General features: G+C 64.6%; 19 protein-coding genes. 6 read left to right on the plus strand and 13 right to left on the minus strand.

The window, feature by feature from the left end; translation table 11 throughout:
- Positions 1-53: 53 nt before the first annotated feature.
- Positions 54-2,012 (plus strand): DUF2232 domain-containing protein, encoded by a 1,959-nt coding sequence (locus tag MYCSP_RS14525; protein WP_088414136.1) that lies wholly within the window; start codon positions 54-56, stop codon positions 2,010-2,012.
- Positions 2,009-2,785 carry an energy-coupling factor transporter transmembrane component T family protein gene (locus tag MYCSP_RS14530; RefSeq protein WP_088414138.1) on the plus strand — a complete coding sequence of 259 codons (777 nt, stop codon included), beginning with the start codon at positions 2,009-2,011 and terminating at the stop codon, positions 2,783-2,785. Before MYCSP_RS14525 ends, MYCSP_RS14530 begins: the two co-directional genes overlap by 4 nt.
- A gap of 3 nt (positions 2,786-2,788) precedes the next feature.
- On the opposite strand, the gene MYCSP_RS14535 is transcribed toward MYCSP_RS14530, so the two are convergent.
- From MYCSP_RS14535 to pks2, 3 genes are read right to left on the minus strand one after another with little or no spacing between them, the layout of a single operon-like run.
- Positions 2,789-3,466 carry a GAP family protein gene (locus MYCSP_RS14535; protein WP_083015785.1) on the minus strand — a complete coding sequence of 226 codons (678 nt, stop codon included), beginning with the start codon at positions 3,464-3,466 and terminating at the stop codon, positions 2,789-2,791.
- 2 nt (positions 3,467-3,468) lie between these two features.
- A complete protein-coding gene (locus MYCSP_RS14540) occupies positions 3,469-4,884 on the minus strand; it encodes a condensation domain-containing protein (protein WP_083015788.1) in 1,416 nt (471 codons plus the stop codon).
- 9 nt (positions 4,885-4,893) lie between these two features.
- Positions 4,894-11,178, minus strand: coding sequence for a sulfolipid-1 biosynthesis phthioceranic/hydroxyphthioceranic acid synthase (gene pks2 / locus MYCSP_RS14545; protein WP_088414140.1), 6,285 nt, complete (start codon positions 11,176-11,178; stop codon positions 4,894-4,896).
- Positions 11,179-12,015: 837 nt separating this feature from the next.
- Here pks2 and MYCSP_RS14550 point away from each other — a divergent pair.
- From MYCSP_RS14550 to MYCSP_RS14560, 3 genes are read left to right on the plus strand one after another with little or no spacing between them, the layout of a single operon-like run.
- A complete protein-coding gene (locus MYCSP_RS14550; protein ID WP_070910637.1) occupies positions 12,016-12,447 on the plus strand; it encodes an MmpS family protein in 432 nt (143 codons plus the stop codon).
- Positions 12,444-15,263: an MMPL/RND family transporter gene (locus tag MYCSP_RS14555; RefSeq protein ID WP_083015795.1), complete on the plus strand. Its 2,820-nt coding sequence runs from the start codon at positions 12,444-12,446 to the stop codon at positions 15,261-15,263. The genes MYCSP_RS14550 and MYCSP_RS14555 overlap by 4 nt, the downstream gene beginning before the upstream one ends.
- A complete protein-coding gene (locus MYCSP_RS14560; protein WP_083015798.1) occupies positions 15,260-15,895 on the plus strand; it encodes a TetR/AcrR family transcriptional regulator in 636 nt (211 codons plus the stop codon). Before MYCSP_RS14555 ends, MYCSP_RS14560 begins: the two co-directional genes overlap by 4 nt.
- 24 nt (positions 15,896-15,919) lie before the next feature.
- On the opposite strand, the gene MYCSP_RS14565 is transcribed toward MYCSP_RS14560, so the two are convergent.
- The 9 genes from MYCSP_RS14565 to mqo form a co-directional block, all read right to left on the minus strand.
- Positions 15,920-16,180, minus strand: a complete 261-nt coding sequence (locus MYCSP_RS14565; protein WP_083015801.1) for a hypothetical protein — start codon at positions 16,178-16,180, stop codon at positions 15,920-15,922.
- The gene (locus MYCSP_RS14570; protein ID WP_083015803.1) at positions 16,177-16,476 is read right to left on the minus strand and encodes a hypothetical protein; all 300 of its coding nucleotides are present in this window, start codon (positions 16,474-16,476) and stop codon (positions 16,177-16,179) included. The genes MYCSP_RS14565 and MYCSP_RS14570 overlap by 4 nt, the downstream gene beginning before the upstream one ends.
- Positions 16,477-16,479: 3 nt before the next feature.
- A complete protein-coding gene (locus MYCSP_RS14575; protein ID WP_070910790.1) occupies positions 16,480-17,118 on the minus strand; it encodes an MspA family porin in 639 nt (212 codons plus the stop codon).
- A 178-nt stretch (positions 17,119-17,296) separates the two neighbouring features.
- Positions 17,297-17,581: a hypothetical protein gene (locus MYCSP_RS14580; RefSeq protein ID WP_083015895.1), complete on the minus strand. Its 285-nt coding sequence runs from the start codon at positions 17,579-17,581 to the stop codon at positions 17,297-17,299.
- A 126-nt stretch (positions 17,582-17,707) separates the two neighbouring features.
- The gene (locus MYCSP_RS14585; protein ID WP_083015898.1) at positions 17,708-19,054 is read right to left on the minus strand and encodes a cobyrinate a,c-diamide synthase; all 1,347 of its coding nucleotides are present in this window, start codon (positions 19,052-19,054) and stop codon (positions 17,708-17,710) included.
- Positions 19,055-19,081: 27 nt separating this feature from the next.
- Entirely contained in the window at positions 19,082-19,696 is a 615-nt protein-coding gene (cobO, locus tag MYCSP_RS14590; protein ID WP_083015901.1) for a cob(I)yrinic acid a,c-diamide adenosyltransferase, read from the minus strand.
- A 19-nt stretch (positions 19,697-19,715) separates the two neighbouring features.
- Positions 19,716-21,593, minus strand: a complete 1,878-nt coding sequence (locus MYCSP_RS14595; protein ID WP_088414142.1) for a VWA domain-containing protein — start codon at positions 21,591-21,593, stop codon at positions 19,716-19,718.
- On the minus strand, positions 21,586-21,987 hold the full coding sequence (locus tag MYCSP_RS14600; RefSeq protein ID WP_070910800.1) for a GNAT family N-acetyltransferase: 402 nt from the start codon (positions 21,985-21,987) through the stop codon (positions 21,586-21,588). The genes MYCSP_RS14595 and MYCSP_RS14600 overlap by 8 nt, the downstream gene beginning before the upstream one ends.
- A 53-nt stretch (positions 21,988-22,040) precedes the next feature.
- A complete protein-coding gene (gene mqo, locus MYCSP_RS14605; protein ID WP_083015904.1) occupies positions 22,041-23,525 on the minus strand; it encodes a malate dehydrogenase (quinone) in 1,485 nt (494 codons plus the stop codon).
- Positions 23,526-23,632: 107 nt separating this feature from the next.
- Between mqo and MYCSP_RS14610 the strand changes: the two genes are divergently transcribed.
- The gene (locus MYCSP_RS14610; RefSeq protein ID WP_070910643.1) at positions 23,633-24,610 is read left to right on the plus strand and encodes an alpha/beta hydrolase; all 978 of its coding nucleotides are present in this window, start codon (positions 23,633-23,635) and stop codon (positions 24,608-24,610) included.
- Position 24,611: 1 nt separating this feature from the next.
- Here MYCSP_RS14610 and MYCSP_RS14615 read toward each other — a convergent pair whose 3' ends face one another.
- Entirely contained in the window at positions 24,612-25,238 is a 627-nt protein-coding gene (locus tag MYCSP_RS14615) for an alpha/beta fold hydrolase (RefSeq protein ID WP_083015811.1), read from the minus strand.
- Positions 25,239-25,265 lie beyond the last annotated feature (27 nt).

Here is a 25,265-nt window from a genome sequence, read left to right on the forward strand (position 1 = left end):
ATCACGGGGCCGGGTTAGCCATGCTCTAATCGGTCCCAGTGCAATCCCATCGCATGCAACCAGCGGAGTTGGCCCAGGCCGCGATGACCGCCGCCCTCATGGGCGCGATCGCCGTGGTCTCTATCGTGCTGCCCGGCGCCGTGGTGTTCGCCTGGCTGGGCGCCGTACCCATGGGGGTGCTGTGTTACCGCCACCGCATCCGGGTGGCGTTGGCCGCGTGCGTCGCCGCAGGCCTCATCAGCTTCCTGATCGCCGGATTCGGCGGCCTGGTGTCGGCGTTGACATGTGCTTACATGGGCGCCATTTCCGGTCAAGTAAGACGCCGGAATCGGGGTGCCGCAACCATGTTGGCGGTCGCGGCAGTGTGGGGCGTCCTGGTCTCCACCTTCTGCGTGGGAGTGTTCGCGGCCCTGCGTAATCTGCGCGAGGTCGTCCTGGGTGCCGTGGCGGCCAATGTCGGTGGATTCGCGACGCTGTTGAGCGGGGTGCCGCTTCTGGGTGACGCCGCCGCTGGACTCGATCGTGCCGTTGCAGGCTGGATTGTGCACTGGCCGTGGTTCTTCGGGGTCTCGGTGTGGCTCATCGTCATCTTCGGCACATCTTTCGGATGGCGGGTGTTGACGCCCGTGTTGCGGCGCCTTGAAGAAGTGACCGACCTGGCCTCGGTCGGCATGCTGCCCGCGGTGCACGAAAGCAGCCCACCCGGCCCACTACCGACGGTCCTCACCGATGTCGGCTATCGATATGCCGGGTCCGACCGCGATGCCCTGGCGCCGGTGACCATGCAGGTCAATGTCGGCGAACACATCGCGGTGACCGGGGCCAACGGCTCCGGCAAGTCCACCCTCATGCGCATCCTGGCGGGCGTCACTCCCACCGCCGGAACCATCGAGCGGCCCGCGGCAGTGGGCCTGGGCCAAGTGGGCGGAACCGCGTTGGTCATGCAGCACCCCGAAAGTCAGGTCCTGGGATTGCGCGTGGGCGACGACATCGTGTGGGGGCTGCCGCCCGACCGCACCATCGACATCGAGAGTCTGCTCGGCGAGGTGGGCCTGAGCGGAATGAGCGATCGCGACACCGCCGGACTCTCCGGTGGCGAGCTGCAACGGCTCGCGGTCGCCTCGGCCCTCGCCCGGGAACCCGCGCTGCTGATCGCCGATGAGGTCACCACCATGGTCGATCACGACGGGCGACAGACGCTCATCAACGTGCTCGACGGGCTCACTGCCCATCACCGTCTGGGGCTGGTGCACATCACCCACTACCCGCAGGAGGCCAACGCCGCCGATCGTGTGGTGGCACTCGGCGGTATCGAGGCACGCCCGGACGCGGAACGCCCATCCCCCGTCGAATCTGCCGGCGGGGAAACGATTCTCGACGTGCAAGGAGTTTCGTTCGACTACGCGGCCGGAACGCCCTGGTCGCAACCCGTGCTGCGGGATGTCTCCTTTCAGGTCCACTCCGGCGACGGGATACTGCTGTGCGGCGGCAACGGCTCAGGCAAGTCGACCCTGGCATGGATCATGGCGGGTCTCCTGGAGCCTTCGGCCGGTCACTGTCTGCTCGATGGGCGCCCTGCCGCGGAACAGGTTGGCGCGGTGGCCTTGTGTTTCCAGGCCGCGCGGTTGCAGCTGCTGCGTGGACACGCTGGTGCCGCAGTTGCGGCACTGGCCGGATACTCGACCTCCGATACTGACAGTATCGATCGCGCCCTGGCCTCGGTCAGCCTGGATCCGAAAATTGGTGGGGTACTGATCGATCGACTCAGCGGCGGGCAGTTACGCCGAGTCGCCCTGGCCGGGCTGCTGGCCCGCTCGCCGCGCCTCCTGATTCTCGATGAGCCGCTGGCCGGCCTGGACGTCGACGCCCAGGCCGATCTCATCGATCTCTTGGTACGCATCCGCAATGACGGTCAGGCAGTCATCGTGATCTCCCATGACACCGACAGCCTGTCTCCGCTGTGCCCGCGCACCATCCGTCTCGAACGGGGCGAGTTGGTGAGCGCCCGATGAGCCGGCGACGCCCGTTGATGCTGATGCGGCCGGTTCCCGGGCCGTCACCCATCCACGACCTGTGGGCCGGCACCAAACTCCTGGCCGTGCTGGCGATATCAGTGCTGTTGACCATCATGCCGTCGTGGACCGCGATCGGACTTATCGCGCTGCTCATCCTCCTGACGGCCGCCCTCGCCGGGATCTCCCCCGGGTGCATCCCATCCGTTCCACAATGGGTCGGGATGCTTGTGGTGGCGGGCAGTCTGTTCACCATCGTCAACGGTGGAGCTCCCGAATTGAAGCTCGGACCGGCCACCATCGGCTTGGGCGGTTTCCTGGACTTCCTGCGTGTCACCTCGCTCGGCCTGGTTCTGATCGGTCTCGGCGCGGTGATCTCGTGGACCACCCAGGTTGCGGATATCGCTCCCGCAGTGGCACTTTTGTGTCGGCCGCTGCGCCTGCTGCGCGTGCCTGTCGACGACTGGGCGGCCACCATCTCCCTGGCGTTCCGGATGTTTCCGATGCTGTCCGAAGAGTTCCGGTTGTTGGCGGCGGCCCGTAGGCTCCAGCCACCGCAACCGGAGAAGCCCTCGCGGCGTGCGGAAGTCGTCGATCTGTGCACGGCCGCAATGGTCGTCTCGCTACGCCGTGCCACCGAGATGGGAGACGCCATCACCGCACGGGGTGGCGCGGGCCGCATCTCCGCGCATCCCGTCTATCCGGGATGGCGCGACGCTCTCGCCGCAGCGGCGCTCGTCGGCGTGTTCGTGCTCGCGCTTTTGCTGCACTGACCTCTACGCGCGCAGGATCCCGATCACTCCGAGCGTGAGGATGATGAGACCGAGCACCGCGACGATCCCGGCGACGTCGATGCGCCGCCGCGTCCTCACCCAGGTGTGCAGAGCCGACACCATCTCGTACGTCCGGCCCGGCATCGCGGCATAACTGAGCAGCGGCAAAGCCACCATCGAGAAGGCCACCACGTTGAAGAAGAGCAGCGCCATCGACTGCATGGGCTGCGTGGCTCCCGAGGCGTGGATGAGCGCGATCACCGCAAGAAAGTCCGCCGAGGGCAAGGCAATTCCCAATCCGCTCACCCCCGCTACCCACAGCGAGTTGTTCTGCAGGAAGCCGCGTACCCGCGTTGTCAGCTTGCCCGCGAAACCCGTACTCGGCGCGGCGGGGGGCCGACGCATCGACGCCGTGACGGCCAGCACTGCCGCTACCAACAGAGCCAGAACACCCAGCGCGACTTGAATGTACGGCCCAGAGACGTCCGCATTTCCCATCGGCGAGACCCGCAGCACGAACAGCAAGGTGAGTCCCAAGCTGAGTCCCATGGCGAATGCCCCGCAGAGAAACACAAACAGTTGCAGGAGCGGTCGCGGCCGGTTCAGCATCAGAACCGTCAGGCCTAATCGAGTGGGTTCAACACTCACTCCAAGGGCCATCAGCGCAACGATGGTCCACATGACTACCGCGCGGGCACAACGGCATTCTGCTCGCAGACCCGTGAGAACGTGGACTTCACGAGGTCTACGTAGCGGGTGATCGACTCCCGCGCAATCGGATTGTCCGGGTACGCGATCATCAGCGTGGTCTCCGTCGGGAACCGCGAGATGAAGATCGTCAGCTGATACACCGACTTGCTCTCCGCGTACAAGCCGATGGGATTGCTGACCAGCAGCGGGTTGGTGAACAACTGCGACAGCGGCGGGGCGCCACCGTCGAAGAAGTTGATCATCGGGTGATACGGCCGGGGCCAGGTCAGCTCGGGCACCAGTTCCAGCACCCGGTAGAAGGGCACATTCACCAGCTGCCTGCCGCGGTCAAACGATTCCTGTGCCGCGACCGCAGCGGCACCAAAGGTTCCGTCAACGGGCGCGGTGATCGGCACCAGGCCGGTAAACCATCCCGTCGTGAACATGTCCGCCTCATCACGGGCATCACTCGGAGTGATCCCGTAATAGGTGTCAGTGCCGGTCAATTCGCGCTCGGCGAACCCCAGCGCCGCCATCACACCGCCGATGAACCGTGCGCCCGCGTCCACGCAGAGCGACTCGAACTTCAGCGCCTGCTGCTCGTCCAACAGCTGCTCGGTGACGATCGCGGTACCGCATGGCACCGAGTGATCGCCCAGTGGCAGTGGGAAATCCGGAAGGCTGCCGCGGTTGCTTTCGGCGAACTGAGTCCATTCGCGGACGGGCTCGGAGTCGGGGGTCAGTCCCGAGAGGAACTCGTGCTGCCGGATGCAGTAGTCGCCATAGCTTCCCGCCGGTGGCAGCTCGATGGGAGCCCCACCCTGAACCAGCGCCTTGTACCCCATCAGGATTTCCATGATCAGCAGGCGTGCGAAGGTCGCATCCAGATGCAGATGGTCGACGCTGAAGTAGAAGGTGAAATGCCCTGAGCTCTGCACGATTCCGAAACGGAAGCAATCCCACCGGAATGGGTCCGGGGTTTCCGTGACCACCAGATCCCGCACCTCGTCGGACGTCATGTCGCCCAGTTTGACCTGGACGAATTCCACGTCTGCCGGATCGGCGATGGTGCGCCGGACGATGTTCTGCTCATCATCGAGCGAGAACCAGCTCCGGTAGGTGTCGTGCCGCCGCAAGTGCGCGTTGATCACGTGCCCCATGGCGCGCTTGTCGCACCGGCCGGGCATGTCCAAGGTGAAGACGAGCACCCGCGAGAAGTCGAGGCCCTTGGCCGCCTGCCGCAGATACGTGCGCAGATGCTGTACCTGCATGAAGCTCGGCGGGACGTCACTGACCGGTGCCTCAAGTGCTTTCGCGTACGACGCCGGCGAGGGCTGCCAGGAAATAACCGATCCCGGAGCAGGTTCCCACTTGTCGGTCAAAGACACTGTTACTGGTCCACCACGCATTGTTTCCCCTTAAGACGACGCGACTTCGGATTCCTGCTCGGCCAGCCTGTCGTACACATGCGATGCCAATGACCGCACTGTCGACACATCCGCCGGACCGATACGGACGCCGGTGTCCGCCTGAATACGGGTACGAATTTCGAGATTGCCCAACGAGTCCAGGCCGTAGTCCGGGAGGGACCGGTCGGGGTCGATCGAGCGGCGCAACACCAGACCAACCTGCTCGGCCACCAGCTTGCGGAGCCGAGTCTGCCATTCCTCCCGGGGCAAGGTCCTCAGCTCATCGAGGAACTTGTTTGTCTCCGTTTGGCTTTGGCCTGCATCCCGGAATGCCTGGGCGAACGGACTGCGCTCGACGAAGTCGGCCAGCCACGAGATTCCGGCCATCGGCGCATACGCGGTGTAGGCGCGGTCGTGCCGGAGCACCGTGTCGAAGGCGTAGGCACCCTCGTCCGGAAGGATGGCCGCATCCGCATTCTGCGCCAGGTGGGTGCCCTGCCCGATCTCCGACCAAGCGCCCCAGGCGATCACGGTCGCCGGCAGCCCCTGTGCCCGTCGCCAGTGCGTGAACCCGTCCAACCAGCTGTTGGCGGCGGCATACGCACCCTGCCCCGGCGAGCCCACCAGGGCCGCTATGGACGAGAAGGAGCAGAACCAGTCCAGCGGCTGGTCCGCGGTGGCCTCGTGCAGGTTCCAGGCACCATGCACCTTGGGCCGCCAGTCACCGCGATCGATCAGCTCGTCGGTGATATTGGCGAGCGTGGCATCGTGGACCAGCGCGGCGGCGTGCAGCACACCGCGTACCGGCTTGCCGGTCTCCGTGGCCGCCGCAACGAGTCGCTGGGCCGTCTCGGGCTCCGCGATATCGCCGAGCACCACATCGATCTCGATGCCACCCAGCCGAATCTGTTCGATGGTCTCCAGCGCCTCGGACTTGGGTGCACTGCGACCGTTGAGGATGATCCGCCCTACCCCGGCCGCCGCCAGCTTGCGAGCCAGGAACAGGCCAAGCCCGCCGAGGCCACCGGTGATGACGTACGCACCCTCGCGGCGGAAGGCCGGCGCATGCGACGGAGGTATCACCGCGTCGACTTCCCCGGCCTTGGGCAGGTCCAGCACCAGCTTGCCGGTATGCCCTGCGGCGCCCATGACGCGGATCGACTCGGCGGCCTCCTGCAACGGCGACGGGGAGATCTCCGGCAATGGGAGCACGCCGTCGGCCATCTGCCCATACAGGGCGGTGAGGGTCCGGTAGATCGCCTCCGGCCGCGTCTTGGCCACCAGCACCAGGTCGACGGCGTGGAACGACAGGTTACGCCGGAACGGGAACAGACCCAGTCGGGTGTCGCCATAGATGTCACGCTTGCCGATCTCGATGAAGCGGCCACCGAAGGTCAGCAGTTCCACACCGGCGCGCTGCGCGGCCCCGGTGAGCGAGTTGAGCACGATGTCCACCCCGTAGCCGTCGGTGTCGCGGCGGATCAGGTCGGCGAATTCCGTACTGCGGGAGTCATACACGTGCTTGATTCCCCAACTGCGCAACAGTTCTCGCCGCTCCTCGCTGCCTGCGGTCGCGTAAATCTCCGCCCCGGCGGCACGCGCGATGGCGATGGCCGCCTGCCCGACACCACCGGTGCCGGAATGGATCAGCACCTTGTCCCGTGCGGAGATCCTGGCCAGTTCATGCAGCCCGTACCACGCGGTAACATGGGCACCCGGGACGGCGGCGGCCTCCCTGTCGGGCACCTCCGCCGGGAGGGTCGCAGCCAGGTTCGCATCGACGACGACGAAGCTTCTCCAGGCACCGGTGGGTGTCATACCGCCTACCCGGTCACCGACCTGATGCTGGGTCACTCCCTCTCCGACGGCCGTCACCACTCCCGCGAAGTCGACGCCGAGTTCCTGCCGGCCTTCGAAACTCGAGTAGCGGCCGTACACGTTCAGTACGTCGGCGAAGTTGATGCTGGTGGCGGTGACCGAGACCTCGATCTGCCCCGGTCCGGGAGCCACCCGATCGAACGCGACGAAACCGAGTGACTGCAGATCGCCCGGTGTGCGGACCTCGAACCGCACGCCTTCGTTGTCCGGCGCCGCAACGGTGGTGCGCCACTCGTCGGGGCCCAGTGGACCCAGGTTCAGGCGCGCCCGGTACCAGTGGTCATCGCGCCACGCGGTCTCATCCTCTTCGGAGCCCGAAACCAGTTCGCCTGCCACATTCTGGGCGGTGGTGTGGCCGTCGACGTCGATGTGCGTGACGCGCAAGTGCGGGTACTCGGCTCCGATGACACGTACGAGCCCGCGCAGACCGGCCTGCTCCAGGTTGGTGACGTCGCCGTCCACCACTGTCTGAGCATTGCGCGTGACGACGTACAGCCGTGGCGGCTCGCCCGGCAGATCCACCAATTCTCGGGTGATGCGTACCAGATGCCGAACCTGGTCGGCGCCCTGCAGTGCCACCTGGTCCACACCGCCTTCGGTGCCCGGCGCCGTGACGACCAGCACACCGTCGAATCCTCCGGCTTCCAGCTGGTCGTACAGAAGCTTGAGTGCCGCAACACGATCGGTGTCCGGGCGCCACTGCACCAGCGCCACCTCACTGTCACGGAGCTTGAGCGAATCGATCAGCTCGGTCGCCCACGGATCCACACTCTCGCCGGTGCTGACCAGCAGCCACCGACGCGGACCACCGGAAGCCGCCTCGGGCAGCTTCTGCTGCTGCCATTCGATGGCCAGCAGTCGATTGTTGAGCAGCTGATCGCGCTGCTCGTCATCGGAGGCTCCGGTACCGAACCGGAAGCCCCGCACCGCAAGCAGAACGCCGCCGTTCTCGTCCAGCAGGTCGATGTCGGCTTCGACCTCGTTGCCGATCACCTTGGTCACCCTGGTGTAGCAGTACTGGGTAGACCGGGCCGACTCGTAGGCGTACAGACTGCGTACACCCTTGGGAAGCGGCAAGGCATTCTTGCTCGCCGCCTGAACATCCGGCAGAGCGATGACGGATTGGAAGCAGGCGTCCAGCAGCGCCGGGTGAACGATGTAGCTGCCCTGTTTTGCCCGAACCTCTCGGGGCAGTGACACTTCCGCCAGCACCGACCTCACGGAATCATCACCGTGATACGCCGCGGCCAGCCCCTGGAAGGCCGGACCGTACTGGACACCCCTCTCGTCGAACGACGCTCGTAGATCGTCGCCCTCCGCACGGTGCGGGTGCTCCGCGCGCAAGGCGGCCAGGTCGTATCCGGCGGGAGTGTCGACCTCGACGCCACCACCCAAGACCGCCGTCGCGCGTTTGGCCGTGTCGCCGTCGTCGTGCGTCTCCACCACGAACTCGAGTGCGTCCGGGGACTTCACCGTGGCGGTGGCCGATATCGGCGTGGCCTCGCCCAGCGTCAACAGCTGCTCGAACGAAATATCCTGCACCACAGAACCTTCACCGAACACCGCGGCCGATGCCGACAACGCCATCTCGCAATAGGCGGCACCCGGGTACACCGCCACATGGCGAACCTGGTGGTCGGCGATCCAGGGCTGTGCCACCGTGCCGACGTCCGCCTGCCAGATGTGACGCTCCGGCTCCTCTGTCAACCGCACATGTGCGCCGAGCAGAGGGTGCACCGCAACCGTATGACCGGCCTGCCCTTGCTGGGTCTGCGCGGAAAGATCCAACAGATACGACCGACGGGTCCAGGTGGGCAGCGGCACATCTACCAGTCCGCCGGACGGGTAGAGCACCGAGAAATCGACTGCGCCACCGGCCTTGTACAGCTCTCCGACGAAGTCGCGCAGGCCGTGGGGCAACTCCTGCTCACGACGCATGCCGGCCAGGGCGACCATCGGAATGTCGAGGCTCCGGGCGGTCTGCTCGGCCGGGTACACCAACAGCGGGTGCGGCGCCAGCTCACCGAACACTCGATAACCGTCGTCCAGCGCGGCTTGCACCGCTGCCGCGAAGCGCACGGTGTGGCGCAGGTTGTCCACCCAGTAGTCGGCGTCCATGACGGGCTTTTCCCGCGGGTCAAATGAGACCGAAGAGTACAGCGGGACAACAGGTGTCCGCGGCGTCAGATCTTCGAGAGCCTCGGCGAGGTCGTCGAGAATCGGGTCCACCTGTGGTGAATGCGAGGCGACGTCGACAGCCACCTCACGGGCCATCAATCCGCGATCCGACCATTCGGCGATCAGCTGACGAACCGTCTCCGTCGCACCTCCGACCACGGTCGACTGCGGTGAGGCCACCACGGCCAGCACCACGTCGTGGATCTCCCGGTCTGCCAGCTCCGAGACCACCTGCTGCGCCGGCAGATCCACCGAGGCCATAGCGCCGGCACCCGCGATACGCGACATCAGGCGGGAACGACGGCAGATGACCTTGACACCGTCTTCCAATGACAACGCCTCGGAAACAACCGCCGCCGCGACCTCCCCCATCGAATGCCCGATGACCGCCCCGGGCTTCACCCCATACGACGCCGCAGTGGCCGCCAGCGACACCTGCATCGCAAACAGCGTCGGCTGCACCCGATCGATGCCCGTGACCGTCTCCGGCGCCGAGATCGCCTCGGTCACCGAGAACCCCGACTCAGACTCGATGAGCGGCTCCAGGCGCGCGATGGTCGCGGCGAATACCGGTTCCTTGCTGAGTAATTCGGCGCCCATAGCCGCCCATTGCGAACCCTGGCCGGAGAACAGCCACACCGGCCCGCGATCGTCCTCGGCGACCGCCGCCTGATAGGGAGCAGCCTCGTCGGCGGCCACCTCACGCAGGCCTGCCACCAATTCGTCGACCCCGGTGGCCACAACGGAGGTGCGCACCGGCCGGTGCGCCCTTCGGCGCGCCAAGGTATACCCGACATCCGCGATGGAGACATTGGCGCGCTCTACCAGCCAATCGGCCAATCTGCCCGCAGTCCGGCGCAGCTCGTCGGCGGATGTCGAAGACACCGGGAAGATGAGCTGCGATCCGAGGGGCGATTCCACAACGGATGCCTCGGCTGGCGCCACCGGCGGGGCCTGTTCCACCACCGCATGGACGTTGGAACCCGACATTCCGTATGCCGATACCCCCGCCCGCCGTGGGCCCTCAATCCCCCCGGGCCATGGGATAACCGACTGCGGCACAAAAAGGTTTGTCTCGACGCCGGCGAGCTTCTCGGGAATTCCCGTGAAATGCAGGTTCGGCGGGACGACGCCATGTTCCACCGCAAGGATGATTTTCATCAGCCCCAGCGCACCGGCCGCCGACATGGTGTGCCCGAAGTTGGTCTTCACCGACCCCACCGCACAGGGCCCGTCGACTCCGTACACCTGTGCCAGGCCCGTGTATTCGATGGGATCACCCACAGGAGTGCCCGTACCGTGCGCCTCGATCAGTCCGACGGTGTTGGCGTCTATACCCGCGGCCGCCAGCGCCGTGCGGCATGCCGCTGCCTGTGCGTCTGAGGATGGAGTCGACTGATTCACCGTGCGCCCGTCTTGATTTGATGCCGTGCCTCGCACGACCGCCAAGATCCGGTCCCCGTCCCGTACCGCGTCGTCCAGCCGCTTCAGCAGGATCATGACGCAGCCCTCGGACATCACGAAGCCATCGGCCTCCCCCGTGAATGTGTGGCAGCGCCCGGTTGGCGAGAGCATGCGCTGCTGCGAGGCGCCGACATACCGGCGCGGTTCCAAGACCAGGTTGACGCCGCCGGCCAGCACCAGGTCACTTTCGCCTGCCGCCAGGCTCTGGCACCCCATATGCACCGTCGCCAACCCCGCGGCGCACCCCGCGTCGACCGTCAACGACGGGCCATGCACACCCAGGGCATATGAAATGCGCCCCGATGCCATGCAGAAGTTAGTACCCGCGAATCCGTAAGGTCCGCCGAGGTCCGCCGCGTCCGCAGCCACCAGTTGATAGTCGTTGTGGGTCACTCCGACGAATACCCCGGTCTGCGACCCGGCCAGCGCCCTCGGGTTCAGGCCCGCGTGTTCCACTGCCTGCCAGGATGTTTCGAGCAAAACTCGATGCTGGGGGTCGATCGAAACGGCTTCTCGCTCATTGATGCTGAAAAAGTCCGCGTCGAATCCACCGACATCTTCCAGGAATGCCCCCCACTTGGAGGGCGACTTCCCGGGCACGCCCGACTCGGGGTCGTAGTACTCCCCCAGATCCCAGCGCGCGGGGGGCACCTCGGTGATGAAGTCCTCGCCGTCCAGCAATGCCTGCCAGAACTGCTCGGGCGACTCGATGCCACCCGGGAGCCGACACCCCAGCCCGATAACTGCAACAGGGGTTACAGACGCGTTTTTCATCTTGCTACGTCCTCCTCGCACACCGACAATCCGCCTGGTAGTAGAACTGAAGATAACTAGCAGTAGAGCCCGACAGTCCTAAACATAGGGTGCGCAAAAGGAATTCGCGACTCGGGAGATCAGGATCACAGTGCCTCGCCGCAGGCCCTCAGACGACTTCGAAAAATGGCCGTTTCTATCCGCCGAATCCGCCCCGCATTAACAGCCCATTGATAGTCAGGAAACACGAAATTCACAAATTATTCGTGAGCGCATTTACTTAGCTACAAACCCTCGTTCCCAACCTTCGGAATGCTGCCAACCTTCTCGTTATGGCTGTTCAAATGGCGTTTTGCAGGGACTATCGGCCGCCCGACACGGCCGACACGGCCCATTCACAGCGATTTCCATGGTTTGCCGCATGCGCATATGTCCACAGAAATCGGCTCCGCCGAATCTATGAAATATTTATGCAATTAACTCACCGTGAGTAGAAAATACCCACCGCTCGACGGGTATCAAGATCCAATCAGCGGTGGAGTGTCACTCTCGTGGAGATCCGCCATTGATTCCGCGACGAGGACGCGTTCCCGGCGCCTCCCAGATCCGGCCGTAGACGGCCCCACGAGGGGGGTACGGCGCCGATCCTCTAGACCCGCCCGTCTCATGGTTTCCTTAGAGGTCCCATAGTTAGCTCGCTCGTGTCGCGCACCGCATCGATCTGGAGTACCGTCCCGACCATCACGCGGAACTCAAGTTCCGCGCGGGGCAACGTCGCCCATCTCGACCAGCCGCGGCAGTTCTCATCGATAAGCCCGCGTGTATGTGCCAATACGATTGAGCGCAAAGGGGTTTGGGATGTTTCGCACCATCCGAAGGATCTGGATGCCACTGCTTATCGCGGCAGTGGTGGCGGTAGGCGGGTTCGCGGTCTTCCGTGTTCGGGGGATATTCGGGTCAGAGTCATTCGGATCGTCGGCAGACAACAACGCCAAGGATGCCGTCCCGTACAACCCGAAGACCCTTCTCTACGAGATATTCGGCGAGCCGGGCGCCATGGCGGACGTGAACTACTTCAACGAGGATGCCCAACCAACCCGGGTAGACAGTGTCCAGCTGCCGTGGGCTTTCAAGATCGTCTCCACATTGCCCTCGTTGAGCGGAAACATTGTCGCGCAAGGCAATGGCGACCGAATCGGATGTCGGATAACCGTCAACGGTGAGGTCAAGATGGAACGAGTCTCCAATGAGCACAACGCCTACATTTACTGCCTGGTGAAGTCCGCATGAGGCACGGCAGCGCCGGGCACCCTCCGCGGATCGCCCGAATGATCCGGACCTTGTCGATTCCGATTATCCTGTTCTGGCTCGGTATCGCCATCGTCCTGAACGTCGTCACCCCCTCTCTGGACGAGGTGGGCAAGGCGCATTCGGTCTCGATGTCGCCCAAGGACGCGCCCTCCATGATCGCGATGATGCACACGGGAAAGGTCTTCGGAGAGTTCGATTCCGACAGCTCCGTGATGATCGTGTTGGAGGGACAGCAGGAGCTCGCCGACGAGGCACACCGCTTCTACGACGAGATCATCAAGAAGCTCAAGGCCGATCCGACTCACGTACAACACATCTCCGACTATTGGGGTGACCCGCTCACCGCCTCCGGCGCCCAGAGCGCTGACGGAAAGTCGGCATACGTCCAGGTGAATCTCGCCGGCGACCAGGGCACCACCCTGGCGAATGAGTCGGTCGATGCCGTCCGCAAGATCATCGCCGAAACCCCCGGCCCCCCAGGCGTACAGGCCTACGTCACCGGCGGCACTGCCGCCAGTGCGGACACGGGAACCGCGGGCAACAAGAGCATGCAGAAGACAACCCTGATCGCCGTCGGTGTCGTCCTGCTCATGCTGCTGCTGGTCTACCGGTCGATGATCACCACCGTGGTCGCGCTCGTGATCGTGGGGTTAGAACTCATGGCGGGTCAGGGAGTGGTCGCGACCTTGGGCAACCTCAACGTGATCGGGTTGTCCACCTACGCCGTCAGCATGGTCACCATGCTCGGCATAGCCGCCGGTACTGATTATGTGATCTTCCTGTTGGGCCGCTATCACGAGGCACGACATCGCGGGCAGAGCCGCGAGGAGGCCTTCTACACCGCATATTCCGGTGTGTCACACGTGATCCTGGGATCAGGACTCACGATTGTCGGTGCGACGCTGTGCCTGAGCCTGACCCGACTGCCGCTTTTCCGATCGATGGGTGTGCCCTGCGCGCTGGTCATCCTGGTGATCGTCGCGGCGGCCTTGACACTGGCGCCCGCGATACTGGCCCTGGGCAGCCGTTTCGGTTTGTTCGAGCCCAAGCGCAAGTACGACGAAGGCGGCTGGCGACGCATCGGCGCGGCCGTAGTGCGCTGGCCCGGACCGATTCTCGTCGTTACCTGTGGGATCGCCCTGGTCGGACTGCTCACCTTGCCGGGATATACCCCGGGCTATGACGACCGTCAGTACATGCCTGACAACGTGCCCTCGAAGGTCGGATATGCCGCGGCAGAAAGACATTTCTCGCCGGCGCGGATGAACCCCGAGATGCTCATGATCGAGGCCGATCACGACCTACGTAATCCGGCGGACATGCTGGTCATCGACAGGATCGCCAAGACGGCATTCCACGCCCGCGGCGTGGGCCGCGTGCAGGCGATCACCCGCCCATTGGGAACGCCCATCGAACACAGCTCGATACCGTTTCAGATCGGTCTGCAGGGTGCCGGGCAGATCCAGAACATGAAGTACATGAAGGACCGCATGGCCGACATGCTCACCATGGCAGATCAAATGGGAATCCTGATCGGCACCATGGAACGCGTGTACGACATGATGCGTGAGCTCACCGACATCATGCATGACATGACCGGCCAGATGAAGGCGATGCAGGGCAAGATGCACGACATGCGCGACCTGATGTACACGTTCGACGACTTCTTCAGGCCCATCCGCAACTACTTCTACTGGGAAAAGCACTGCGCCGACATTCCGATCTGCTGGGCGTCCCGCACCGTGTTCGACGCCCTCGACGGTGTCGATCAGATCACCGAGGACATGGACGGCATGCTCGTCAACGTCGACAAGATCGATGTCCTGATGCCGCGCGTACTCGCCGAGTTTCCACCCATGATCGCGATCATGAAGACCATGCACGGTTCCTTGCTGACCATGCACAGCACCATGTCCGGGATCATGAACCAGATGGACGAGAGCACCAAGAACTCGACCTTGATGGGCAAGTATTTCGACGAGGCCAAGAACGACGACTCGTTCTATCTGCCGCCGGAGGTGTTCGACAACCCCGACTTCAAGCGCGGCCTCAAGATGTTCCTCTCCCCCGACGGCAAGGCCGTCCGGATGACCGTCTCACATCAGGGCAACCCGGCCTCGGTGCAAGGTATCGAGACTGTCGGCAATATCAGAGAGGCAGTGGCTGATTCGATCAAGGGAACACCATTGGAGAACGCCAAGGTCTACATGGGAGGCACCGCCGCGACCAACAGGGATCTGCAGGAGGGCGCCAAGTACGACCTGATTCTCGCCGGTATCGCCTCACTCTGCCTGATCTTCATCATCATGCTTCTCGTCACCGGCAGCGTGGTCGCCGCCCTTGTCATCGTCGGGACGGTCGCGGTGTCACTCGGTGCGTCCGTGGGTGTTTCGGTGCTCATTTGGCAGGACCTTCTGGGCATGGACCTGCACTGGTTCGTGGTCCCGTTGTCGGTGATCATCCTGTTGGCCGTGGGTTCGGACTACAACCTGCTACTCATCGCCCGATTCAAGGAAGAACTCCATGGCGGGCTGAAGACAGGGTTCATCCGAGCCATGGGCGGCAGTGGCAAGGTGGTGACCAATGCGGGTCTGGTGTTCGCATTCACCATGTGCGCCATGGTCGTCAGCGATCTACGCATCGTCGGGCAACTCGGCACCACGATCGGGCTCGGCCTGTTGTTCGACACGCTGATCGTGCGGTCGTTCATGATGCCGTCCATCGCGGCCCTGCTCGGACGGTGGTTCTGGTGGCCCCTGCGGGTCCGTACACACGGCGACCCGGCAATTCGATGACGAAAGATACAGCAATTCAACGACAACGGACCCCTGGTCGCCTGAACAGGTCGCTGGATATCGCGATCCTGGAGGCGGCGTTCGTGACCCTCGCCGAGCAGGGATACGACGCGATGAGCATGGATGAAATCGCCGCGCGAGCCGGTGTCGGTAAGGCCGCCATCTACCGACGCTGGTCCTCCAAGGCCGCGCTTACCGCAGACGCGATCCTGCACGGGCGCCCGTCATTGGGCAAGCTCGACGAGGTGCCTGACACGGGAAGCTTGCGCGGCGACCTGCACTCCCTCTACGAGGCAAGGGATTTCGGAGATGACGAGATCCTGACCGGAAACCTGCTCGCAGGGATCATCGCCGAAGCCGTCAACGATCCGACCCTGGCGGCCGCCCTGGATGACCTGCTTCTCTCGCAGACCCAGAAACGGATGGAGCTCGTGTTCGCCCGCGCCATCGAACGCGGTGAGATAGCACGGGATCGAGACTTGTCACTCGCCTACGACATTCCGTTGGGCCTGAGCCTGACTGCGGCCCTCAAAAGGACCGTGATCGACGAGACGTACATGCGCCGCATGGTCGACGAGGTGATCCTCCCCCTGGTACAGGCGTCGGTGGCTCCGCCCCACACCGCGACCTGACCGCCACCGAGAATCTCGCCTTCCTTACCCGAAGCCACCGCTGACGGCGACCCCACCAGATACGGCAACCCCATCTACCCCGCCGGTTATCCGCGGCCCGCGCGCGCCGGACATCGAACCCGGCAGCCGAGTGCCGCGCGACACATTCAATGCCGGCAACTGGCCCGGTGCGACAACCGGTCCATGGGGAGCAGGATTGGGCGGCAGCGGCTCCGCCGATGCCCGTACCGCAGCACCGGCCAAAACACCTATGAAAACCATTGCCGCACCGAGCAACCGAATCATCGGGTCATTCCTCCACCCGTGCCCCACGGGTCCTCCAGGTTCCCGCCGGTCATCCCACCACTGATCCGGGCCGTGTGCCCTGCCTCGAGCCCGGCAGAAATCTGGGTACCCCGCTGTGGCGGTGGCAACAGCCCAAAGGCCGGTTGCGACGGGGTGGCCGCATGATTGTTGGGTGCTGCCCCGGGCACCGCCACCGGCACCGCGGGCATCGGGTTGATCGGTAGCGGTTCTGCCATTGCCATCGGCGCCTGCCACAGCACGGGGACTAAAAGTGCTGCTACACAATATAACCGCATTGTTCAGATCCTTATCGGGTCGCCGTAGATGGCGAATTCGGTATGGCCGGTCTCGGTGGACACCCGCAGGGACGCGAACGAGCGGATGGTGACGTCCCCTCCGCAGGCGTCGGCCTTCACATGGACATTGTCCAGGTCCAGTGCTGCGGTATTGCCCCGCGACAACACCATGTTGCCCAGTGGCAGGTTGACGATGACGCCCGGTTGCACCACGGTTTGCACGAATCCGCTGACTCCGGCACTGCCGCCGACTCCCATGGTTTGCAGAGGAAGCACACCGACGTTCACCGATGGTGCGATGCCTGCCGATCCTCCGATCTGCAATCCGGACGACACATCGGACTGACAGCCGAGTTGGTAACCGATGAGGAAGAGGCTGTCGGTGATGGGGTTGGCGCCACCAGTAGCGGTGGCGGTACCCGAGAGCGTGATGAACGCCTCGCGCGAGTTGGTGGCGGCCGCCAGGTTGGGTACGGAGTTCACACGCTCGTTGTCCAGTCGGATCTCCAGATGCCATCCATCCCGTGTGGTTCTCGAATACAGCTGCGGGGCCATGTCTTTAGGCTCCGCGATGGCTGTCACAGCGTCGGTGAGCCCCAAGGCGGCAACGAACAGACCGGTGCTTATCAGCCGGGCGATCACGACATCGACCGTTGCATACACAGGTTCGCGGACAACGGGTTTTCACATGCAGAGGCAGAAGCCACGAGAAGGGGTCCAATCAACGTATGCGGAACCGCCCGGGCACGCGAAAACACGCGCCGCGCGGTTGATGAGGGTTGAAAACGGAAGAAGGCGGAATAACCGCCTCGAGCGCACCTCAGCGCCGATTGATCCCCAAACACAAAAGCTGTTGCCACCCAACATTGTCGGGCGCGCGTGACAATACCGCGTCACGACGTGACATCAAGATCAGGAGCGCTGCGCCGCCGAGAAACAAGACCGAAGCGGTAAGCGGCAACCAGACCGGCTGCACAACCAGCGCGTGCCGAACACGCGTGACGGCCATGCCGTGCTGTACCGGTTCCCAATGATGAATCTCGGCAGTGTCATACAGCGACACCGGTGCCGTCGCGTCCGCCAGATGCGAACTCTCGCCGGGCAACAGAGACGCACCGCCGACCAATAAGCACAAAATCGCCAGCAGGACAGCGGAGTACAGCTGGTACCTGGGTACCCCGCGACATTGCATGTCAACGATGGTACCAGCCAAATTTCCGAGGCTCCGGGCTCAGACAGACGGTCCCGGCCGTACCGCCCGGGCCACGAATCGTGCCACGGCGTCGGGGTGCGCCGCCGGATGGGTATGCAGATACGAAGCGTGGATACGACCCTTTCCCCCCACCGCGCCTTCCCGCCGGACGCCGTCGGCGGCGCTCCAGGCCCACGCTCGCTGCCCTGTGTCGTCACGGTAATCGACCGTGGTGCGGTGGAATTCATGCCCGCTCAATCGGTGTCCCTCATCGAACAACACCGATCCGGCGATTGCCACCGCATCCCGATATCCGAGGGTCAGCGAATCGGTGAAGCGCGCACGCGCGTTGAGCACACCACACATCGGCACGCCGTCGAGGTCCTCGCACAGATAGGTCAGCCCGGCGCACTCGGCGTGGATCGGTCCGGTCAGCTCGCGAACCTGTTGGCGCAGTGTTTCGTTGGACGACAGGTCGGTGGTGAACTGCTCCGGAAATCCCCCGGGTAGCACCAGGGCCACTGTCTCGGCAGGCAGTTCGTCTCGCCGCGGGTCGAATTCGGCGACCACCGCCCCGGCCGCGGCCAGCAATTCGCGGTGCTCGGCGTATCCAAAGGTGAATGCCTGACCCGCCGCCAACGCCACCACGGGTTCACCGACCGCCGGAGTGCCGACGAGCATCTCCGGATCCCATGCGGAAGCCGTCACCTTGCTGCGGGCGGCTGCGACAATCGCCGGCACGTCGACGTGGTCAGCGACCAGCCTGGTCATCGCGTCAATCGCATCAAGTGCCGCCTGGCCGTGCTCGACTGCCGTTACAAGCCCCAAATGCCTTGACGGAACGGATAACTCCTCGGCGCGGGGCAATGCTCCGAAGACGCCGAGTCCGGCACGATCGGCTGCCGCGGTGAGGATCTCCCGGTGCCGCGGCGAACCGACCCGATTCAGAATGACCCCGGCGATCCTGATTCCCGCCTCCGCGGCGTGCACCACGAAACCATGCAAGAGCGCGGCCAAACTCTGGCTGTATCCCTTTGCGTCGATCACCAACACCACCGGCGCCCCGAGCAGTGCCGCGATCTCGGCGCTCGAACCTTTTGCGTCGCCTACCCGTCCGTCGAAGAGCCCCATCACGCCCTCGACCACGGCGATATCGGCGCCCCTGGTGCCGTGTCCGAACAACGGTCCGATCAGGTCGTCACCCACGAGCACACTGTCAAGATTGCGGCCCGGTCTTCCGGTTGCCAGCGTGTGATACCCGGGATCGATGTAGTCCGGCCCCACCTTGAACGATGCCACCCGATGCCCCGCGAGCCGCAGCGCACCCATCAAACCCGTTGCCACCGTGGTTTTACCGCTTCCCGAGGCAGGCGCGGCGATCACGATCGCGGGAACGCTAGCGGACACCACGCTCTACCATTCGATACCGCGTTGGCCCTTGCGGCCCTGGTCCATCGGATGCTTGACCTTGGTCATCTCGGTCACCAGGTCGGCGGCGTCCAGAAGCTGTTGCGGCGCGTCGCGGCCGGTGATGACCACATGCTGCATACCGGGCCGCGAACGAAGCACCTCGACGACCTCGTCCACGTCCACCCACCCCCATTTGAGTGGATAGGTGAACTCATCCAGCACATAGAAGCCGTGTTCCTCCGCCGCCAGTCGCCGCGCGATTTCGGTCCAGCCCGCCGCCGCGTCCGCGGCGTGGTCGGTCTCGGTTCCCGCCTTACGCGACCACGACCACCCCGATCCCATCTTGTGCCACTGCACCGAGCCGCCGATCCCGTGCTCGTCGTGCAGCTTGGCAAGCTCACCGAAGACCGACTCCTCGCCCACGCGCCACTTGGCACTCTTGACGAACTGAAACACCGCGACATCCGTGCCGTGATGCCAGGCCCGTAGGGCCATGCCAAAGGCGGCGGTGGACTTGCCCTTGCCCGCGCCGGTGTGCACCGCGAGAATCGGCGCATTTCGGCGCGCCTTGGTGGTGAGCCCATCCTCCGGCACCACCAGCGGTTGTCCCTGTGGCATTCGAACCTCCTGCGCTAGCTCACGCGGCGGTGGCGCCGCGCACCACACCGGCAAGCCGGTCGGCATTCAGATGATCTAGCTGTATCACCGGCGCATCGAGCTGCTGAGCCAGTGCAACCGCCAAATCCATTCTCACGAAGGATGTCTCACAGTCGATCACCACAGAGGCGACCTGCTCGGCACGCAGCATTCCCGCGGCTCGACGAGTCCGCCCCAGCGGATCGGGACCGCCGGTCGCGCGACCGTCGGTGAGCACGACCACCAGCGCGCGACGGTGCGGGTCGCGGCCGCGCTCGCGCGCCACGAGGTCGCGTGCCGCCAGGAGTCCCTGCGCCAGCGGCGTCTTTCCGCCGGTATCGAACTGTTGCAACTTGCGCCCCGCGATATGCGTGGAACTTGTCGGCGCCAATAGTGTCGCCGCGTCGTATCCTCGGAAGGTGATGACCGCAACCTTGTCGCGGCGTTGATACGCATCGCGCAGGAGCGACAGCGTGGCCCCGCTGACCGCCGCCATTTTCTGGCGGGCGGCCATCGACCCGGAAGCGTCGACCACGAAGATCACCAGATTGCCTTCGCGCCCTTCCCTGATAGCCCACTGCACATCCGAGAGCACCGGCCTGGGCAGCCTGCCGGGTTCGGTCACGCGACCCGCCGCGGACATCAACGTTCCGATCACATGCACCCCGAAACCCTCGTCCGAGCTTGGGGCGATCACCTTGCCCGTGCGATTGCGCGCGGTCGAACGCCGCCCCGGCGCTCCCATGCCCACGCCGGGCACCCGCAGCGTCTTGGCGCGAAAGGTCGCCGACGGTGCCGGACTGGGCCGGGACGGTGCAGACGTGGAAGTCGAATCCTGCTGCGATTCCTCCGCTTTGGCAGGGCTCGACGCCGATTCGGGTGCACCACCACCCGGTCCGTCGGGGTCGGGGTCCGGGTCGTCCCGGTCGGGACCATGATCCTGCGGCGGGGCGCTGTCACGCATCGCCTGATCCAACTGGTCCGGATCCAGACCCGGTTCGTCAAACGGGTCACGTCGGCGCCGGTGCGGCAGCGCGAGCTCGGCGGCCACCCGGATATCGGGCTCGCCGACCACCTCGACGCCGCGCCACGCGGCGTGGGCGACGGCCGCACGGGCCACCACCAGGTCCGCGCGCATTCCGTCCACGTCGAAGGCCGCGCACAGGGCGGCGATGCGCTGCAGTTCCGCATCGGGCAGGGCAACCCGCGGCAACAGCCCGCGGGCATCGGCGATCCGGGCCGCCAGGTCGGCTTCCTGCGACTCGTAGCGCGAGACGAAACCCTCTGGGTCTGCCTCGTAGGCAAGCCGCCGTCGAATGACCTCGGCCCGCACCGGGACATCGCGCGAGGCGTGCACATCCACCGCGAACCCGAAGCGGTCGAGCAACTGCGGGCGCAGCTCCCCCTCTTCGGGATTCATCGTGCCAATCAGCACGAATCGTGCACTGTAGGAATGGGATACACCGTCACGTTCCACATGAACGCGACCCATCGCCGCCGCATCGAGGATCACATCGACCAGATGGTCGTGCAGCAGATTGACCTCGTCCACATACAGCACGCCGCCATCGGCACGCGCCAGAAGCCCTGGGGAGAAAGCGTGTTCGCCATCCCGCAGCACCTTCTGAAGGTCGAGCGATCCCACCACCCGGTCCTCGGTCGCACCGATCGGAAGCTCCACCAGACGGGCGCCGTCCACCGAGCCCAGCACGGATGCCAAGGCGCGCACCGCGGTCGACTTGGCCGTGCCTTTCTCACCGCGGATGAGCACACCGCCGATGTCCGGCCGGACCGCCGAAAGCACAAGCGCCAGCCGCAGCTGGTCGTGCCCGACGATCGCGCTCAGCGGATATCCAGGAACCCCTGCGGTGCTAGTCATTTCCACCGACCCAGCTCATCGGGACGTGGGGTATCTCATCCTCGAGGAATTCGTCGCCGGAGACCACGAATCCCAGCTTGCCATACATGTCCTTCAGGTGGGCTTGCGCATTCAGCCGACAGCGCGCGTCACCGATCTCGGTCAGTACGGCGCGGACCAGGCGCGCGGCATGTCCCTTGCCGCGCTCCGATTCCGCGGTGCAGACCCGTCCTATCCAGAAGCCTTCGCCTGCCGGGTCTTCCAGCAGCCGTAAACTGCTCACCACGTTGCCGTCGCCATCGGCTATCCAAAAGTGCCGGGTGCCGGGCTCTAGATCGCGTCCGTCCAGGTCCTGGTAGGCACAGTTCTGTCCGACGATGAACGCCTCTGCCCGCAGCCTCAACAAGCCGTACATGGTTGTGGTGTCCAGGTCTGCCGACCAGGACGCGGCCACCGGGGCCGGCGCGGTCACTGTTCCAGGCCGAGAACCCGTGTCCCCCAGTCCCAAACCTCGCCGAACAATGACGGCTCATCCGAAAGACTGATCCCCAGCGAGGGAATCATCTCCTTGAGCTTGGGCATCCAGTTCGCGTAGCGGTCGGGGAAGCAACGCTGCATGACATCGAGCATCGCGGGCACCGCGGTGGACGCTCCCGGCGATGCACCGAGCAGACCGGCGATGCTGCCGTCAGCGGAATTGAGCACCATGGTGCCGAATTCGAGTGCACCCCCCTTGCCCTTGGCCGGCCGGATGACCTGCACACGCTGGCCCGCGGTGATCAGTTCCCAATCGGAACGCTGTGCCTTGGGCGCGAATTCGCGCAGCATGTCGATGCGGTCATCCGGGGTCAGGCGCAACTGGCTCAGCAGGAACGTGGCGAGCTTGAACTCGGTGAGTCCGACGCCCACCATCGACGCGAGGTTGTTGGGCTTCACCGAGGCGGGCAGGTCGGTGACCTTGCCCATCTTGAGGAACTTGGGCGACCATCCGGCGAACGGACCGAACAGCAGCCATTCCTTTCCGTTGATCACACGGGTATCCAGGTGCGGCGCCGACATCGGCGGTGCACCGAGCGGCGGGAAGCCATACACCTTGGCCTTGTGCCCCTCGGTCAGGTCGGTGTTGTTGGTGCGCAGGAACGCACCGCTCACCGGGAATCCGCCGAAGCCCTTGGCTTCCGGAATTCCGGCCTTCTGTAACAGACCCAGCGCACCACCACCGGCGCCGACGAATACGAACTTGGCCTTGAGCTTGCGCTTCTCGCCGGTACGTCCGTTGACGAGCTTGAGAATCCATCCGCCGTCGCTGTCACGGCTGATGTTGCGCACCTCGGTACCGAAGATCGCGCTGGTTCCGCTGCGAACTCCGAAGCCCACCAACTGCTTTGACAACTCACCGAAGTCGACGTCGGTGCCGTCCTGGCTCCAGTTCAGCCCCACCGGGTCCGAGAAATCGCGTCCGGCGGCCATCAGCGGCAGCCTGCGCGCGAACTCGTCGTCGTCGTCGATGAACTCCATCTTCGCGAACAACGGGTTACCGACCAAAGCGTCGTGACGCTTACGCAGGTACTCGACCTTGTCGGCACCGTGCACATAGCTCACATGCGGGATGGGGTTCAAGAACCCGCGTACGTCCGGCAGCACACCGTTCTCCACGGCGTACGCCCAGAACTGGCGGGACACCTGGAACTGTTCGTTGACCGTGACGGCTTTGGTGATGTCGATCGAGCCGTCCGCCTTCTGCGGGGTGTAGTTCAGCTCGCAGAGCGCAGAGTGGCCGGTACCGGCGTTGTTCCAGGGGTCGCTGCTTTCGCTGGCCGCCGCATCGAGGCGCTCGATCAAGGTGATCGACAGGTCCGGTTCGACCAACCGCAGCAGGGCGCTGAGCGTCGCGCTCATGATCCCTGACCCAATCAGGGCAACGTCTGTCTGCTCCACCTGCGCTTTTGACACCGGTTCACTGTCCTTTTCGAATCTGATGGAGTGGCCACGCTTCGCCACTACCCGCGAGTACACACAGGTTATCGCGCGCGTATATCCGTCATTCCTTCAACTAGGCTATGCCCGTGACATGGGAATCCGATGTCCTCGATGGCTACCTGCGACAAACCATTGACCTGGGCGTCGACCCTGACGGCGAAGGTGTAATTACCGCCACACTGGTGCGGCCGGAAATTCAGCCGGACACCGGGCGAGCCGTGCTCATGGTCCACGGATATACCGACTACTTCTTCCACACCGAACTTGCCGAACATTTCCTGGCTCGCGGTTATCGCTTCTTTGCACTCGACTTGCGCAAATGCGGGCGCTCTCGCCATGAACACCAGACCCCGCACTACATCAGTGATCTGTCGCTCTACGACGCCGAACTCGATGCCGCGGTAAGCATCATCAACAATGAATCCGGCAGCGCACCGCTGCTGGTGTACGGGCACTCCGCGGGTGGTCTCGTCGTCTCACTGTGGCTCAACCGGCTTCGGGTCACCGATCGCCTGGACGACATCGCGGGTCTGATCCTCAACAGCCCGTGGTTGGACCTACAGGGCCGACCTTTCCTTCGCAGCGGCGGCACCACGGCAGCGGTCAAGGCGATTTCGAGATTCCGTGCCAAACAAGCGATCCCGCTTCCCCACGAGGGCGCGTACGGCGCAAGCCTGCACAAGGACTTCCACGGCGAGTTCGACTACAACCTGGAATGGAAACCCGTCGGCGGGTTCCCGGTGCGGTTCGGCTGGATCAGCGCCATCCGGCGTGGGCATGCCGAACTACACCGCGGCTTGGACGTCGGGGTGCCCAATCTGATCTTGCGCTCGGATCGCAGCCTGCCCGGGGATGTGGACCCGGCGGCTGCGCTACACGGCGACGCGGTCCTGGACGTTCAGCAGATCGCGCGCTGGGCGGGCTGCATCGGCAACGATCAGCGGGTGGTGCCGATTCCCGACGCCAAACACGACGTGTTCCTGTCGGTGGCGGATTCGCGCACACGGGCCTACCGGGAGCTGAACTCCTGGCTGAACTGGTACGAGGCGCGCGACTAGCTCACCAGGAGCTGCTGCGCAGCACCACCTCGGCCGCCAGCTCCGGGGTGAGGTCGCGCGTGGCCGACCGCCGTCCCATCAGTTCGACGATCCGGTAGTCGCCGTAGACAAAGCGCTGGCTGGCGCGGGCGATGGCCCGGGTCGCGTCCGACGTAACCAGCACCGTGGTGTTGATCTCCACCGGAGGGCAATGCTTATCGCGGATCAGGCCGGCCCGGTCGGCGACCCGCGGATGTCCGCGATCGATAGCCACCAGTCCGATGAACCGGTCGAGCTTGCTGGCGGCCAGATCCCACGCCAGCTCCCCACCGGCACGATCTCCCACCAAGAGCGCCACCTTGACACCGATGTCGTCGAGCACTCCCGTGATCGCCTTGGCGTGAAGGTGCGGGTCATGACCGATCACCGCGGTACGCAACCCGGCGGTGTGCAGCCGCTCGCACACGGAGCGATAACTGAGTGCGAAATGTCCGGCCGCGGCCAGCATCACGACGGTGGTTCCCTTGTCCGGTCCCGACACATTGACCTGCACCGTTCGGCCGTCGATCGTGACGACCTGGTGTAGCTCACCGTCGCGCGCAGTCGGAGAAACCGGGCGCGGACGACGAAGCTCAGGCGGCGGACTCATGGATGAGCCGCTCACGCGAAGACCTTG

Origin of the sequence: Mycobacteroides saopaulense (genome assembly GCF_001456355.1) — a bacterium.
In the GTDB taxonomy this organism is placed as follows: domain Bacteria; phylum Actinomycetota; class Actinomycetes; order Mycobacteriales; family Mycobacteriaceae; genus Mycobacterium; species Mycobacterium saopaulense.